4 protein-coding genes and 1 pseudogene are annotated in these 16,030 nt (G+C 77.1%); 3 read left to right on the top strand and 2 right to left on the bottom strand.

Features of this window, described 5'->3' with window-relative positions; translation table 11 throughout:
• The first annotated feature begins 41 nt into the window (after positions 1-41).
• Together ACIGZJ_RS18425 and ACIGZJ_RS18430 are read left to right on the top strand one after the other, a co-directional pair.
• Positions 42-13,316, top strand: a complete 13,275-nt coding sequence (locus ACIGZJ_RS18425) for a MupA/Atu3671 family FMN-dependent luciferase-like monooxygenase (RefSeq protein ID WP_396458174.1) — start codon at positions 42-44, stop codon at positions 13,314-13,316.
• Positions 13,313-14,767, top strand: a complete 1,455-nt coding sequence (locus ACIGZJ_RS18430; protein ID WP_396458175.1) for a condensation domain-containing protein — start codon at positions 13,313-13,315, stop codon at positions 14,765-14,767. The genes ACIGZJ_RS18425 and ACIGZJ_RS18430 overlap by 4 nt, the downstream gene beginning before the upstream one ends.
• A 72-nt stretch (positions 14,768-14,839) precedes the next feature.
• Here the strand turns inward: ACIGZJ_RS18430 and ACIGZJ_RS18435 are convergent.
• Positions 14,840-14,959 (bottom strand): annotated as a pseudogene (locus ACIGZJ_RS18435) (hydrolase); the annotation flags it as partial.
• Between the two features lie 89 nt (positions 14,960-15,048).
• Here ACIGZJ_RS18435 and ACIGZJ_RS18440 point away from each other — a divergent pair.
• Positions 15,049-15,372: a hypothetical protein gene (locus tag ACIGZJ_RS18440; RefSeq protein ID WP_392935052.1), complete on the top strand. Its 324-nt coding sequence runs from the start codon at positions 15,049-15,051 to the stop codon at positions 15,370-15,372.
• A gap of 76 nt (positions 15,373-15,448) precedes the next feature.
• Here the strand turns inward: ACIGZJ_RS18440 and ACIGZJ_RS18445 are convergent.
• Positions 15,449-16,030 (bottom strand): tyrosine-protein phosphatase (locus ACIGZJ_RS18445; RefSeq protein WP_396458176.1); only part of this gene is annotated, 582 nt, incomplete at its 5' end.

A 16,030-nucleotide genomic window follows, 5' to 3' on the forward strand; every position in this document is an offset into this window, starting at 1 on the left:
ACCTCGCCCCCGCCCACGAAGCCCAGGAAGGTACGACCCGCATGAGCGCCAACGGCCCCGACCGCCCCCGACTCGACGCGCTGGAGGGCGGGCTGCTGCGCCACGCAGGCCTGGCCGACTGCGCCCTCGTCCCCGGCGGCGGGGACGGCGGCGGTGCGGGCGGCGGTGTGGGCGGCGGCGGGCTGACCGCCTACCTCGTGCCCGCCGACGACCGGGACCCGGCCGCGCTGCGCCGGCTGGCCGCCGCACACCTGCTGGAGGAGGCGCCCGGCGCCGTGATCCGGCTGGTGGACGGCATCCCGCGCACCGCCGACGGCCGGCCCGACGCCGCCGCCCTCGCCGGCGCCCTCGACCCGCGCGAGCGGCCCCGGCCCGCGCGCCGCCACCTGGGCGAACTCTCCCGCCACTGGCGCCCGTTCACCGCCGCGGCGGCGCCCGGGCCGGCACCGCGGCCCGAGCCCGGGAGCGGGAGCGGGGCCGGGCCCGGGGCCGGGGGCGAGCCGGCCGTCGCCGCCGGGCCGCCGCCGGCCGTGCCCGCCGACGGCCCCGCCGACCTGCCCGAGGCCCTGCTGCGCGCCGCCCGCCGGCACCCCGGGCGCGGCCTGCACCTGGTGCGCGCCGACGGCACCACCGCCACCCTGCGCTACCCCGAACTGCTGGACCGGGCGCTGCGCGTGCTGACCACCCTGACCGAGGCGGGCCTGCGCCCGGGCGACCGCGCGATCCTCCAGGTGCCCGACCTGGAGGAGTACTTCCCCGCCCTGTGGGCCTGCCTGCTGGGCGGCCTACTGCCGGTCACGGTGGCCCGCCCGCCCGGCTACGACCACCCCAACCCGGTGCTGGACAAGCTGGTCAGCGCCTGGGAGACGCTGGAGCACCCGCCGGTGCTGGCCGCCGGGGACGCCGTGGCCGGCCTCGCGGGCATCGCCGCCCTCCACCCGCAGGCCGCCGGGCTGCGGGTGGTCCCGGTGGACCGCTGCGCCCGCACACCGCCGGCCGCACCGCACGGGGCGAGCGGGGAGGTGGCGATCCTGCAGCTGTCCTCCGGCTCCACCGGCCGCTCCAAGGCCATCCAGATCAGCCACCGGGGCATCCTGGAGTACGTCGCGGGCGCCCGCGAGCACGGCTACGACCCCGGCGACGCCACCGTCAACTGGCTGCCGCTGGACCATGTCGCGGGCCTGCTGATGTTCCACCTGCGGGACGTGGTCGCGGCCTGCGACCAGACCCACATCCCCACCGAACTCGTCCTGGCCGACCCCCTGCTGTGGCTGGACACGCTGGAGCGCCAGGGCGCCGCGCACTCCTGGTCGCCGAACTTCGGCTACCGGCTGGTCGCCGAGGCGCTGCGCGCCGCCCCCGGGCGGCGCTGGGACCTGTCGCGCGTCAAGTCCCTGATCAACGCGGGCGAGCAGTGCACCGAGGGCGTCGCCGACGAGTTCCTCACCCGGCTGGCGCCCAGCGGGCTGCGGCCCGAACACCTGCTGCTCGGCTGGGGCATGGCCGAGACCTGCACCATCATCACCTACAAGCGCTACGGCGAGGCGGGCGCCGTCCAGCTGCTGGCCACCGACTCGCTCACCGGCGAGCTGCGCCCGGCCGCGCCGGACGCGGCCGGGCCCGTCACCCGCTTCCTGTCCATGGGCCGCCCCGCGGCCGGCGCCCGGCTGAGGGTGGCCGACGACCACGGCACCGTCCTGCCCGAACTGCGCATCGGGCGCCTGCAGGTCTCCTCCGGGCGGGTCACCCCCGGCTACCTCAACAACCCGCAGGCGGACCGGGAGTCCGCGACCGCCGACGGCTGGTTCGACACCGGGGACCTCGCCTACCTGCGCGACGGGGAGGTGATCCTGACCGGCCGCCGCAAGGAGATCATCATCGTCAACGGCGTCCACCACTTCTGCCACGACCTGGAGGACGTGGTGTCCGCCGTCGACGGGGTGCTCTCCGGCCACGTCGCCGCCTGCGGGGTGCCCGACGAGCGCAGCGGCAGCGAGCAGTTGGCGGTGTTCCTGGTGCCCGCGGCGGGGGCGGGCGAGCCGCACGTGCTGGCCGGTGCCGTGCGCGCCGCGCTGGCCGGGCGGTTCGCGCTGTCGGCCGCCCTGGTGCTCCCGGTGCCCGCCGCCGACTTCCCCCGCACCACCAGCGGCAAGATCCAGCGCACCGCCCTGCGCGAGCGGCTGCTCGCCGGGGGGTTCGACGAGTCGATCGCCCGCCTGGACCTCGCCGAGGGCAACGCCCGCACCGTGCCGGACGTGGTGCGCACCGCGGCGTGGGAGCCGCGGCCCGCGCCGGCCGGGCCCGCGCCCGTGCCGCAGGAGGCGGTCCTGCTGGTGGGGCCCACCGGGCCGGGGACCTTGTCGGACGCGCTCGCCGCGGTGCTGCCGCGGGCCGTGCAGGCCGGGCAGGGCGAGGCCTTCGCCCGCGCCGGGTCCGGCTACCTGCTCGACCAGCGGCGCGCCGAGGGCTGGGCCGAGCTGCTGGAGCACCTGGAGGAGTCCGGTCTGCGCCCGCGGCGGGTGCTGCACCTGTGGGCGCAGGACGGCGGGCCGGATCCGGTGCTGTGCGGGGAGGCGCTGCTCGGCCTGGCCCAGGTGCTCGCCCGCCGCTACGGCGCCGGGCCGCAGGGGGTGGAGCTGACCACCGTCAGTGCCGGCCTGCACGCCCTGGCGGACGGCGAAGTCCCGCGGCCGGCGGCCGCGTTGAGTGCCGCGCTGGCCGGGGCCGTGCGGGCCGAGCAGCTGCTGGGCGCGGCCCGCCACCTGGACCTGCCCGCCGGGGCGGCGGCGGACGACCGGGCCGTCGGGGCCGTGCTGGCCTTCCTCGCCGATCCGCGGCGCGAGCCGGAGGCCGCGTGGCGCGAGGGGCGGGCCCATGTGCCGCGGCTCGGCCTGCCGCCGGCGCCGGGCGACGGGCCGTCGTGCACCCTGCTCTCCCCCGGCTCCCGCTGGCTGGTCACCGGCGCCCTGGGCGGCGTCGCCGGCGAGCTGCTGCCCGAACTGCTGCGCCGCCACGGCCTGCGGCTGCTGCTCGTCGGACGCGGCGACCCCTCGGGGGACGGCCCCGGGGCGGCGCGCCGGCGCTCGGCGCTGGAGCGGCTGGCCCGGGCCGGCGGCCGGGTGGACTACCGCACGGCGGACGTGACGGACCGTCAGGCCGTGGCGGCGGTGGTCGCGGAGGCCGAACGGGGCTGGGGCGCGCCGCTGCAGGGCGTGCTGCACCTGGCGGGCGACTACCGGATCGGCCTGCTGGAGGAGCTCGGTGCGCAGCAGTGGCGCGAGGCGGTGCGGGCCAAGACCGAGGGCACCGATGTGCTGGCCGACCTGGTCCGGGTGCGCCCGGGGGCCCAGTTCGTCGGCTTCTCCTCGATGATCGGCTTCCAGGAGGTGGTCGGCTCCGCCGCGTACGCGGCGGCCAACCGGTATCTGGAGGCGGCCGCCGAGCGGTTGCGCCGGGAGTGCGGGGTGCCCGCCTGGACGGTGTCCTGGGGGCTGTGGAGCGGTGTCGGGATGAACCGGGAGACCTCCCACGACGAGGGTGCCGCCGAGCGCGGGATCGCCGTGTTCGACGCGGCGCAGGGGCGGCGGCTGGCCGGTGCGCTGCTGGGCGGCGCTCCGGGGCACTACTTCGCCGGTCCTGACGCGGCCCGGCCCGCCGCGCGGCGCCGACTGCTGGCCGGCGAGCCGCGGCTGATCGACGAGGAGCGGGCGGCGGGCGGGTCGCGGGCGGCCGCGACGCCGGCCCCGGTGCCGGCCGTGGCGGGGCCGGGGGCGGGCGAGTTGCGCCGCGCCGTGCTGGAGGCCTTCGAGGCCGTCCTCGGCGAGAGCGTCGACCCCGGTCGGGCCTTTCACGAACTGGGCCTGGGGTCGGTGCAGCTGATGCGGGTGCACGCCGCGCTGGCGGCCGGTCCCGCGCCGGGGCTGGCGCAGACCGCGCTGTTTCGCCATCCGACCGTGGACGCGCTGGCGGCCCACCTGGCGGGCGGCGGGCCGGAGCCGGTGCGCCCGGCCGGCGCCGTCGACGCCGAGCGCGGGGTGCCGGCCGACCGGCGGGTGGCCGTGATCGGCCTGGCGCTGCGCCTGCCGGGTGCGGACACCCCCGAGCAGTACTGGCGGAACATCGTGGACGGCGTGGTCAGCACCACCCGCTACACCCCCGGGCAGCTGGCCGCGGCCGGCATCCGGGCCGAGGAGTACACCCACCCCGACTTCGTCCCGGTCACGGCGCCGATCGCCGACATCGGCCACTTCGACGCCGAGGCGTTCGGGATCAGCGCCGCCGAAGCCGCGCTGATGGACCCCCAGCAGCGGCTGCTGCTGGAGACCTGCGCCCGGGCCCTGGACGAGGGCGGCTACGGCGACAGCCCGCCCGACACCCGCATCGGGGTGTTCGCCGGCACCGGTATGACGCTGTACTCGCTGCGCACCTACCTGCAGCAGGCCGTCGGCGCGGCGGCCGACCCGGCCCGGCCGGTGGAGGCGCTGCAGGTCGCGATCGGCAACCAGGCCGACTTCGCCGCCACCCGGGTCGCCTACCGGCTCGGCCTGACCGGTCCCGCCGTGGGCGTGCAGACCGCCTGCTCCACCTCGCTGGTCGCCGTCCACCTGGCCGTGCAGTCGCTGCTCACCGGCGACAGCGACCTCGCCCTGGCCGGCGCCGCCGCGCTGCACATCCCGCAGGCCGCCGGCTACCGCTACCAGGAGGGCTCGATCCTGGCGCCCGACGGCGTCTGCCGGGCCTTCGACGAGCGGGCCGGCGGCACGGTGGGCGGCAACGGCGTGGCCGCCGTGCTGCTCAAGCGCCTGGACCGGGCGCTGGCCGACGGCGACACGGTGCACGCGGTGATCCTCGGCTCGGCCGTCAACAACGACGGCGCGGGCAAGGTCGGCTACACCGCGCCCAGTGTGGACGGCCAGGCCGCGGTGGTCGGGCGGGCCCTGGACGTGGCGGGCGTCGCGGCCGACAGCATCGGCTACATCGAGGCGCACGGCACCGGGACCCCGCTCGGCGACCCGATCGAGGTCCAGGCGCTGACCCGCGCCTTCCGGGCCCGCACCGGGGCGGTCGGGTTCTGCGCACTGGGCTCGGTCAAGCCCAACATCGGGCACCTGGACACCTGCGCGGGGCTGGCCGGCCTGATCAAGGCCGTCCTGGCGCTGCGCCACCGGGCCATCCCGCCGCTGGCCAACCTGACCCGGCCCAACCCCGCGCTCGGCCTGGCCGACAGCCCCTTCGTGCTGAGCGCCGCGGGCGCGCCGTGGCCGGACGGCCCCGCCCCGCGCCGGGCCGGGGTCAGCGCGCTGGGCGTCGGCGGCACCAACGCCCACGTGGTCCTGGAGGAGGCGCCCGCACCCCGCGCGCCCGGGGCCGGCGGCCCGCCGGCGCCCGCCCTGCTGCCGCTGTCCGCGCGCAGCCCCCGGGCGCTGGCCGAACTCGCGGGCGCCGTGGCCGAGCGGCTGCGCACCGACCCGGCGCCCGGCCCCGGCGACCTGCTGCTCACCCTCGGCGCCGGACGCCGCGCGCTGCGCCACCGGCTGGCCGCCACCGGCACCGGGGCGGGCGAACTCGCCGAGGCGCTGGAGGCGTTCAGCGCCGGACGGGCCTCGGGCCCCGCGCACAGCGCGCGCGACGCCGGGCGCAGCGTGCAGGCCCCGGTGCTGCTGTTCACCGGGCAGGGCTCGCAGTACCGGGGGATGGCCGGCGGGCTGTACGAGGCGTACCCGGTGTTCCGCGGGGTGCTGGACGCCTGCGAGCGGCTGCACCGCGAGGCGTGGGGCGAGTCGCTGCTGGAGCTGCTGCTGGAGCCGGGCGGCGCCGGGGGCGGGGGCGGGGCCGGGCGGGAGGTGTGGAGTACGGAGGCGGTGCAGCCGGCGCTGTTCGCGGTGCAGGCCGCGTACACCGCGCTGTGGGAGGAGTTCGGGGTGCGGCCGGCCGCGGTGGCGGGGCACAGTGCGGGCGAGTACGCGGCGGCCTATGCGGCCGGGGCGTTCTCGCTGGCCGACGGGCTGTTCCTGGCGGGGGTGCGCGGGCGGCTGATGCATCGTTCGACCGAGCCGGGGGCGATGACGGCGGCCGCGGCGTCCGCCGGGCGGCTGGCCGGGCTGGAGCGGTGGCTGCCCGGGGTGGACCTGGCGGTGGTGAACGGCGCCGGGCAGTGCGTGCTGGCCGGGCGGCCGAAGGACGTGGCCGCGGCGGAGGCGGTGCTGGCGCTGGAGGGGGTGTCCACCGACCGGCTGGCCGCCGACCGGGCGTTCCACTCGCGGCTGATGGAGCCGGTGTTGGAGGCGCTGCGCGGGCGGTTGGAGCAGATCGCCTTCCGGCCGCTGCGGGTGCCGCTGGTGACCAACCTGGGCGGCGCGGTGCTGGCGGCCGGCACGGTGCCCGAGGCGGGGCACTTCGTGCGCCAGACGCGGGAGACGGCGCGTTTCGACCAGGTGCTGGCGACGCTGGACGGGCTGGGCCACGGGCTGTTCCTGGAGGTCGGCCCGCACCACACGCTCAGCGCCCTGGGGCGCCGGGAGCTCGCGCAGGCGGTGTTCGTGCCGAGCGGGCGGCGCGGGCGCTGCCCCGAGCGGCAGCTGCTCGGGGCGCTCGGTGCGCTGTGGACGCACGGCGCGGCCGTCGACTGGGCCGGGGTGGCGGCGGCCCGTACCCGGCCGGAGGGGCCCGCGCGGCGCGTCCCGCTGCCGGGGCGGCCGCTGCACCGCACGTACCACTGGTTCACGGCGCCCCAGGCGCCACCCGAGGCCGGGGCCGGGGCCGAGCCCGTGGCCGTGCCCGTGGAAGGGCCCGGGGCCGTGCCCGGGTCAGGGGCCGTGCCGATGTCCGTCGTGGAAGCCGATCGCACCGTTCTGGAGGAGACCGTCATGACCGACACCCCCGCGCCGGAGCCGGCGCAGCAGGCGGCGGGCCTGGTCCTTCGCCGGGTCGTGGAGCAGACCGCGCGCCAACTGGGCGTGGCCGAGGAGGCGGTGGGTGCGCAGGACCCGTTCTTCGACCTGGGTGCCGACTCGCTGTCGATGATCAACATGATCCGTGACCTGGAGCGGGCGTTCCGGGTGCGGGTCTCGATGCGCGAGCTGTTCGAGGACGCGGACACCCCGGCGCGGCTGGCGGGGCTGATCGTGGAGCGGATGGACCCGCAGGCGCTGGCGGCGCTGGTGCCGGCGCCCGAGCCGGCCGCGGCGGCCGTTCCGGTGGCTGCCGCGGCGGCGGCTGTTCCGGTGGCTGCCGCAGCGGCCGTTCCGGAGCCCGCGGCGGCGACTGCCGCGGCGGCGGCGGCCCCTTCTCAGGCGGTCCCTTCTCCGGCGGTCCCGGCTGCGGCGGTCCCGGTGTCCGTCCCGGTGCTGCCGGCGGCGGGGGCGCCGGCCGGGGCGGCGCTGACCGGTGAGGCCGGGGCGGTGATCGACCGCCAGCTCGCCCTGCTCGGCCAGTTCTCGGAGCTGATGTCCCACCAGCTCGGCCTGCTCGCCGGCGCCGCCCCGGGCGCCGCGGCCCCGGCCCTGACCGCGGCGCCGGCCCTGCCCGCCGCCGTCCAGCCCGCCGCCGCCCCCGTCCAGCCGGCGACCGCCGGGCCCGTCCCCGCCCAGCCCGCCGCCGCACAGGCACCGCAGGCACCGCAGGCACCGCAGGTGCACGGCCCGCGGGTGAGCGTGGCGCGGGACTCCGGGATGGCCGTCGGCGGTCTGAGCGGCGAGCAGCGCCGCCACCTGGACGACCTGGTCGGGCGGTTCACCGCGCGCACCGCCGCGTCCAAGGCCCTCACCCAGCGCCACCGGCGGGTGCTCGCCGACAGCCGGGCCGTGGTGGGCTTCCGTTCGGCGACCAAGGAGATGCTCTACCCGATCGCGGCCCGCGGCGCGCACGGCTCGCGCCTGGAGGACATCGACGGCAACTCCTACGTCGACATCACCATGGGCTTCGGGGTGCTGCTCTTCGGCCACGAGCCCGCCTTCGTCCAGGAGGCCGTGCGCGAGCACCTGGGCGGCGGCCTGCGGCTGGGCCCGCGCGGGCAGGAGACCGGCGAGGCCGCCGAGCTGCTGGCGGAGCTGACCGGTACCGAGCGGGTCGCGTTCGCCAACTCCGGGACGGAGGCCAACGCCGGGGCGATCCGGCTGGCCCGGGCCCACACCGGGCGGGACAAGATCGTCATGTTCGAGGGCTCGTACCACGGGCACTTCGACCACACCCTGGGCCGCCCGGTGGGCCACGGCGCGGACCGCGAGACGGTCCCGGTGTCGATCGGCATCCCCGGCAGCGCGGTCGCCGACCTGATCGTCCTGAAGTACGGGGACCCGCAGAGCCTTCGGGTGATCGACGAGCTGGGCGATCGGATCGCCGCGGTGCTCGTCGAGCCGGTGCAGAGCCGCCACCCCTCCCTGCAGCCGGCCGACTTCGTGCGCGAGCTGCGCGAACTGACCGCCCGCCGGGGCATCGTGCTGGTCTTCGACGAGATGCTCACCGGCTTCCGCCCGCACCTGCGCGGGGCCCGCGGCTTCTGGGGCGTGGAGCCGGACCTGTCGACGTACGGCAAGGTCCTCGGCGGCGGCTTCCCGATCGGCGCCATCGCGGGGCGCGCGGCCGTGATGGACGGCATCGACGGCGGCTTCTGGCAGTACGGGGACGCCAGTTACCCGCCCAACGACACCACCTTCTTCGGCGGCACCTACATCCAGCACCCGCTGTCGATGGCCGCCTGCCGCGCGGTGCTGCGGCACTTCAAGGAGCAGGGGCCCGGCCTGCAGGAGCGGCTGAACGCCCGCACCGGCGAGCTGGCCGCCACCCTCAACGGCTTCTTCGCCGAGGAGGAGTTCCCGCTGTCGCTGGCGCACTTCGGCTCGCTGTTCCGCTTCGAGCCGCGCGCCGACATGGAGCTGCTCTTCCACCACCTGCTGGTCAAGGGCGTCTACGTGTGGGAGTGGCGCAACTTCTTCCTGTCGACCGCGCACTCCGACGCCGACGTGGAGTTCGTGGTCGACGCCGTCCGCGACTCGCTGCGCGAGATGCGCCGCGGCGGGTTCTTCCCCGCCACCCGCGCGATACCCGTCCCCGGCGTGCCCGCGCCGCGCCGCGAACTGCCCCGGCCCGGCACGGCGGTGGGGCCGGCGGGCGCCGCGCAGCCGCGGCCCGCAGCCCCGATGCGGCCCGCTCCCCCGGTGCCGCCCGGCGATCCGGACCGCAAGGTCGACTTCAGCCTCTACTTCTTCGGCGACTACCCGCTGGAGACCGCCCCCGAGGACCGCTACCGGATCGTCCTGGAGAGCGCCCGCTTCGCCGACCGCAACGGCTTCCACTCCCTGTGGCTGCCCGAGCGCCACTTCCACTCCTTCGGCGGCATCTTCCCCAACCCCTCGGTGCTGGCCGCCGCCCTCGCCCGCGAGACGACGCGCATCCGCCTCAACGCCGGCTGCGCGGTCCTGCCGCTGCACCACCCCGTGCGGGTCGCCGAGGAGTGGTCGGTGGTGGACAACCTGTCCGGCGGGCGGGTGGGCCTGGGCTGCGCCAGCGGCTGGCACCCCAACGACTTCCTGTTCTTCCCCGACCGCTACGGCACCCACAAGCAGCTGATGCACCAGCAGGTCGACACCATCCGGGCGCTGTGGCGCGGCGAGCCCTACCGGGGGCGCAGCGGCAGCGGCGAGCCGATCGAGGTGCACCTGCACCCGCGGCCGCTGCAGGAGGTGCCGCCGATGTTCACCGCGATCGTCGGCAATCCGGACAGCTTCCGCGAGGCCGCCCGCCACGACCTCGGGGTGATCACCAATCTGATGACCCAGAGCGTCGAGGAGCTGGCCGCCAACATCGCCCTGTACCGGCGCACCCGGGCCGAGCACGGCCTGGATCCGGAGGCGGGGCGGGTGGTGGTGCTCGTGCACACCTACCTCGGGGCCGACCTCGCCGCCGCCCGCGCCCAGGCCTACCGGCCGTTCTGCTCCTACCTGCGCTCCTCGCTGTCGCTGTTCGGGCAGGTCGCCAACAGCCTGGGCCTGACCCTGGACTACGAGAACACCCCCGAGGAGGACCTGGAGTTCGTGCTGGAGCGCGCCTACGGGCGCTACTGCGCGTCGCGGGCACTGATCGGCACCCCCGACAGCGTCCGGGAGGTGCTGGACTCGCTGCGCGCCGCCGGCGCCGACGAGATCGCCGCGTTCGTCGACTTCGGCCTGGCCCCCGACCTGGTCGCGGCCGGGCTGCCGCACCTGGACGAGGTGCGGCGGGCCGGTGCGCAGCCGCGCGAGCGGCGCGCGCCGCTGTCCTACGCGCAGCAGCGGATGTGGTTCCTGCACCGGATGCTGCCCGACAGCTCCCGCTACAACGAGGTCAAGGCGATCGCCCTGGACGGCCCGCTGGACGCGGTCGCGCTGGGCGGCGCGCTGCAGGCCCTGGCCGAGCGGCACCCGGTGCTGCGCACGGTCTTCCGCGAGCAGGACGGCGAGCCGTACCAGGTGGTGCTGCCCGCCGCCGCGGTCCTGCCGGGCGTGGAGGACGCCCCGGCGGGGCTGGACGGGCCGGAGGCCGTGCGGGCGCTGGTCGCCGAGGAGGGCGCACACCGCTTCGACCTGGCGGCCGGTCCGCTGCTGCGCGCCCGGCTGCTGCGCCTGGGCGAGGAGCGGCACGTCCTGGTGCTGTCCATGCACCACATCGTGATCGACACGCTGTCCGCGGTGGTCGTCACGCGGGAGCTGGGCGGGCTGTACCGGGCGGCCCTGGCCGGGGGCCGGGCCGACCTCGCGCCGCCGGCGACGACGTTCGCGCGGTTCGCGGCGCGCGAGCGGGCACTGGTGGCCGAGGGCGCGCTCGACCAGGACCTGGAGCACTGGCGCAAGGTCCTCGGCGGGCGGCTGCCGGTGCTGGCGCTGCCCACCGACCGACCCCGCCCGGCCCTGCCGGACGGGCGCGGGCGCGCCTTCGTGCGGCTGCTGGACGGGGAGTTGTCCGCGGGGGTGCGCGAACTGGCCCGCTCGCGGCGCTCGACCCTGTTCATGGTGCTGCTCACCGCCTTCGCCGGGGTGCTACAGCGCTTCAGCGGCCAGGACGAGATCGTCCTGGGCACGCCGGTGGCCAACCGCGACGAGGACTGCGAGGACCTGGTCGGGTTCTTCGTCAACACGCTCGCCCTGCGTCTGGACCTGTCCGGGGAGCCCGACTTCGAGCGGCTGCTGGCCCGGGTGCGGGCCACCGCCCTGGACGCCTTCGAGCACCAGCGGCTGCCCTTCGAGGTCCTCGTGCAGGAGCTGAACCCGCCGCGCGACACCAGCCGCAACCCGCTGTTCCAGGTGATGGTGGAGTTCGAGAACCACGCGCTGTTCGAGCTCGACCTGCCGGGCGTGCAGGCCCGTCCGCTGGACGACGTCGTCGACAAGGCCGGCTTCGACCTCACCCTGTTCCTCACCAACCTGCCCGAGGGCATCCGCTGCCACGTCGAGTACGCCACCGCCCTGTTCGACCAGGAGAGCGTGGAGCGGCTGCTGGGCGCGTTCGAGCGGCTGCTGGCCGCCGCGGTCGCCGACCCCGCCCGCCCGGTGGCCGAACTGCTGCCCGGCGCGGGCGAGATCACCGCCGGGGCGCGGGCCGACACCCCCACGACGCGCGAGCGCCTGGCGCGCACCGCGGCCGAGCACCCCGAGCGCACCGCCGTCCTCACCCCCGACGGCGTCGCCGTCTCCTACGGTGAACTGGCCGAGCGGGCGCAGCGGTTGGCCGCCCGGCTGGCCGGTGCCGGGGTCCGCGCCGCCACCCCCGTCGCGACCCTGCTGCCGCGCGGCGCCGACCAGGTCGCCGCGCTGCTGGCCGTCCTGCACCTGGGCGCGGTCCATGTGCCGATCGACCCGGTGCACGGCGCCGAGCGCTGCCGGCTGATCGCCGCGGACAGCGGTGCGCCCGTCCTGCTCACCAGCGCCGCCACCGACCGGCTGGGCATCGCGCTGCCCGCCGTCCTGGCCGACGACGACGGCCCCCTGGCGCCCGCGCCGCCCGCGGTCGACCCCGACCCCGAGTCGCCCGCCTACTGCCTCTACACCTCCGGCACCACCGGCCGGCCCAAGGGCGTCCTGATGCCCTACCGCGGCCTGCACGCGCTGATCGACTGGAACACCGACCGGCACCCGCCGCTGCGCACCCTGCAGTACGCCTCCTGCGGGTTCGACGTCTGCGTCCAGGAGGTGCTGACCACCCTCGCCGGCGGCGGCACCCTCGTCCTGGTCGACGAGGAGACCCGCTACGACGCCCACGCCCTGGCCGGGTACATCCGGCGCACCCGCACCGAGCGCCTCCACCTGCCGCACACCACCCTGACCGGCCTGCTCGACGCGCTCGCCCAGGCCCCCGTGCCCGACCTGCGCGAGATCGTCTCCGGCGGCGAGCAGCTGCTGCTCACCCCCGCCCTGCGCGACTTCCTGCGCCGCCACCCGCGGTGCCGGCTGTTCAACCACTACGGGCCCACCGAGACCCACGCGGTGACCGCCGCCGAGCTGTCCGCCGACGGCCCCGACCACGCCCCGATCGGGCGCCCGGTGCCCGGCAGCCGCATCCAGCTGCTCGACGGCGCCGGGCGGCCCGTCCCGGACGGCGCGGCGGGCGAGATCCACATCCTCGGCGCGCAGGTCGCCCTCGGCTACCTGGGCCGCCCCGAGGAGAGCGCCGCCGTGTTCGCCCCCACCCCGCACGGCCTGCGCTACCGCACCGGCGACCTCGGGCGGCTGCGGCCCGACGGCTCCCTGGACTACCTCGGCCGCATCGACGAGCAGGTGAAGATCCGCGGCTACCGGATCGAGCCCGGCGAGGTGGAGAGCGTGCTGCGCACCGTCCCCGGGGTGCGGGGCGCGGCCGTCGCCGCGCAGAGCGGCCCGCAGGGCACCGCGCTCGCCGCCTACGCCGTCCTGGCCGAGGGCACCGGGCTGGCGCAGGTGCGCGACGCGCTCGCCGACCGGTTGCCCGAGCACATGGTGCCCCGGCTGTGGGCGCGGGTGGAGCACGTGCCGCTGACCCGCAACGGCAAGCTGGACCGCGGCGCGCTGCCGCCCGCCGAGCCGCTCGGCGCCGGCGCCGACACCGCGCCCGCAACCGGGCTGGAGGAGCTGCTCCAGCGGCTGTGGGCGCAGGAACTGGCCGTCCCCGCACCGGGGGTGGAGAGCTCCTTCTTCGATCTGGGCGGGCACTCGCTGGCCGCCACCCGCCTGCTCAACCGGGTCCGCGAGGAGGCCGGGCTGGAGATCGGCGTCCTCGACTTCTTCCGCCGCCCCACCATCCGGGGCATGGCCGAGCGCGCCACCGCCGCCGCACCGGCGGCCGAGGCCTACGAGCGGGGCGAGCTGTGAGCGCGCCGCAGGAGCACTGGCAGCGGCTGCTGCGGCTGCTCGACGAGCGGGAGGTCGTGCTGTCCACCCGCGGCGAGCGCCTGGAGTACCTCGCCCCGCCCGGGGCGATGGACGCCGAACTCCTCGCCCTGGTCAAGGGGTCGCGGGGCCGGCTGCTCGCCGCCCTCACCGGTGCGGGGGCCGCCGAGGCGTCCGCGCCGGCCGGGATCGCCCAGGCCCGGATGCACCGCGGGCACGGGCGCGCCGCCGACCCGAGCCTGTGGAACATCACCCAGCGCCTCACCCTGCGCGGCCCGCTCGAAGCCGAGCGCCTCCAGCAGGCCCTCACCGCCCTCACCGTCCGCCACGCCAGCCTGCGCACCCGCTTCACCGCCACCGAACTCGGCCTGCTCCAACAGGTCCTGGCCGCCCCCGCCGCGCTGGCGCTGCCCCTGACCGAGGCGTCCGGCGACCCGGGCGCCGTGGAGGCCGCCACCCGCGAGGAGGCCGGCACCCCCTTCGACCTCGCCGCGCCCCCGCTGCTGCGCGCCCGGCTGCTGCGCCAGGGCCCCGAGCACCACACCCTGCTGCTGACGGTCCATCACATCGCCCTGGACGGCTGGTCGCTGGCGACCCTGCTGGACGACCTCGGCGCGCTCTACCGGGACCGGCATGCCCCGCTCGGCGATCCCGGCTCGATGACCGAACACGCCTGCTGGGAGCGGACGGTGGTGACCAGGCAGGCGGTGCGCCAGGCCACCGCCCGCTACGCCGAGCGCCTCGCCGGGCTGCCCCTGACCGTGCACCTGCCCACCGACCGGCCCCGCCCCGAGCAGCGCTCCGGGCGGGGCGCCATCGCCCACTTCACCCTGGCGCCCGACCTCACCGCGGCCCTGTACCGCTGTGCGGCCCGCCGCTCCACCACCCCGGCCGCCGTGGTGCTGGCCGCCCTGGGCGACCTGCTGAACGACCTCACCGGCGCCGAGGAGAGCCTGGTGATGCTCTCCACCGCCAACCGCCGCCGGCGCGAGCACGAGCGGGTGGTGGGCCTGCTCAGCACCAACCTCCCCGTCCGCCTGCCGCACCGCGCCGACGGCGGCTTCCCCGCCCTCGTCGACCGCGCCGCCCGGGCCCTGGCCACCACCCTCGACGACGCCGACGTCCCGTTCGGCCTGGTCACCGAGGACCTGCGGGAGCTGGGACTTGCCCTGCCCCCGTCCTTCCCGCAGCTGATGCTCGTCGTGCAGAGCACCCCCGCCACCGCCCTGGACCTGCCCGGCCTGGACGTACGGATCGAGGACATCGAGGGCAACGGCGCCCGCGCCGACCTGATGCTGATGCTCACCCCCCACGAGGGCGCCCTCGCGGGCCTCGCCGAGTACGACACCGACCTCTTCGACGAGCCCACCGTCCGGGGCTGGCTCGACTCCCTCGTCGCCCGCCTGGCAAAGGAGCTCCCCGCCCTGGCCTGACCACCCCCGGCCCGCCCGGCCCCCGCCGCCCGCACGGCGGGGGCCGGGAGAACGGCCCGCACGTCAGCGGGCAGCGGCGCCGACCAGCGCCGACATGGTGTGCGGCGGCACGCCCAACCACCGTGCCCAGTCGGCCCAGTAGCGGGTTTCACCGACCAGGGTCTCTCCGATGTCGAACACCACGGACCGCACGCGCACACCGCGAGCCTGGCGCCCGGGCCGCAGGGGCCGCCGGGTCAATTCGGTCGAGGCGGGTCCGGCGGTCCCAGTAGCCTCGTCCTGTGGTGGATCAGGAGCAGTACGCCAGGTATCGGGAAGACTCGAAGCTGCTGGCAGCGATCGGGAGGCATGTCGACGCCCAGGTCGGCCGTGTCACGGTGCGACTGCCCAGGGCCGTGGCCGAGGCCGCGGTGGACGCCTGGGAGCGCGACGAGTCGGGTGACCTCGACGAGGAGACCCATGAGCAGTACGAGCTGCGGGACCAGGCCGGCGATCTGGCACTGATCGGCCTCGTGATCTCGGAGCGCGGCCGCCGGGAGGGCGAGGAGGTCGTGATCGACCTGGATGTCGTCTCCGCGGGGGCAGCCGTGCGGGCGTCGCAGTAGCCGGGCCGCAGCCGGACTCCGCCGGCATCTCCCGCCGGGGCCCTTCCCCGGGTCGCGCCGGGCCGCGCCGGGCCGGTCAGGAGTCGGTGAGCAGGAGGGTGCGCAGGGCCGCACAATGCTGGTCCGTCAGGCCGAGTGCCTCGCGCAGGTAGCGGTGCGGGGTCGACCAGTGGGTGCGGACGGTGTCCAGGGCGGCGGCCAGGTACTGGGGGCGGGCCTCGAAGACCGGGCGCAGCAGGGTCCAGAGTTCGCTGCCGGGTTCGGGGACGGTGCCGTCGGCGCGGGTGAAGCGGTGGAGCTGGGCGGGGTCGTTGCTGCGCAGGTAGTCGGTCATGACGGCGTCCTCGGGGACGTCGAGGGCGAGCAGGACCAGGGCCACCGCCCAGCCGGCGCGGTCCTTGCCGGCGGAGCAGTGGACGAGGGCGGGCAGGGCGGCGGGGGTGGCGAGGGTGCGCAGGATGCGGGCGTGTTCCTCGGTGCGGTCCAGGACGCGGTGGCGGTAGGCGGCGATCATGCGGGCCTCGGCGCGGCCGTCGCCGAGTTCGGTGCGCAGGGCGGGGAGGTCGCCGCGGCGCAGGAGGTGGTAGGAGCGGGCGCCCTGGGCGGGGTCGGTGAGGGCGAGTTGGAGGCGGTCGGCGCCGGGGACGGGGACGTCGGC

It is taken from the genome of Kitasatospora sp. NPDC052868 (assembly GCF_044547105.1).
GTDB lineage: Bacteria > Actinomycetota > Actinomycetes > Streptomycetales > Streptomycetaceae > Kitasatospora.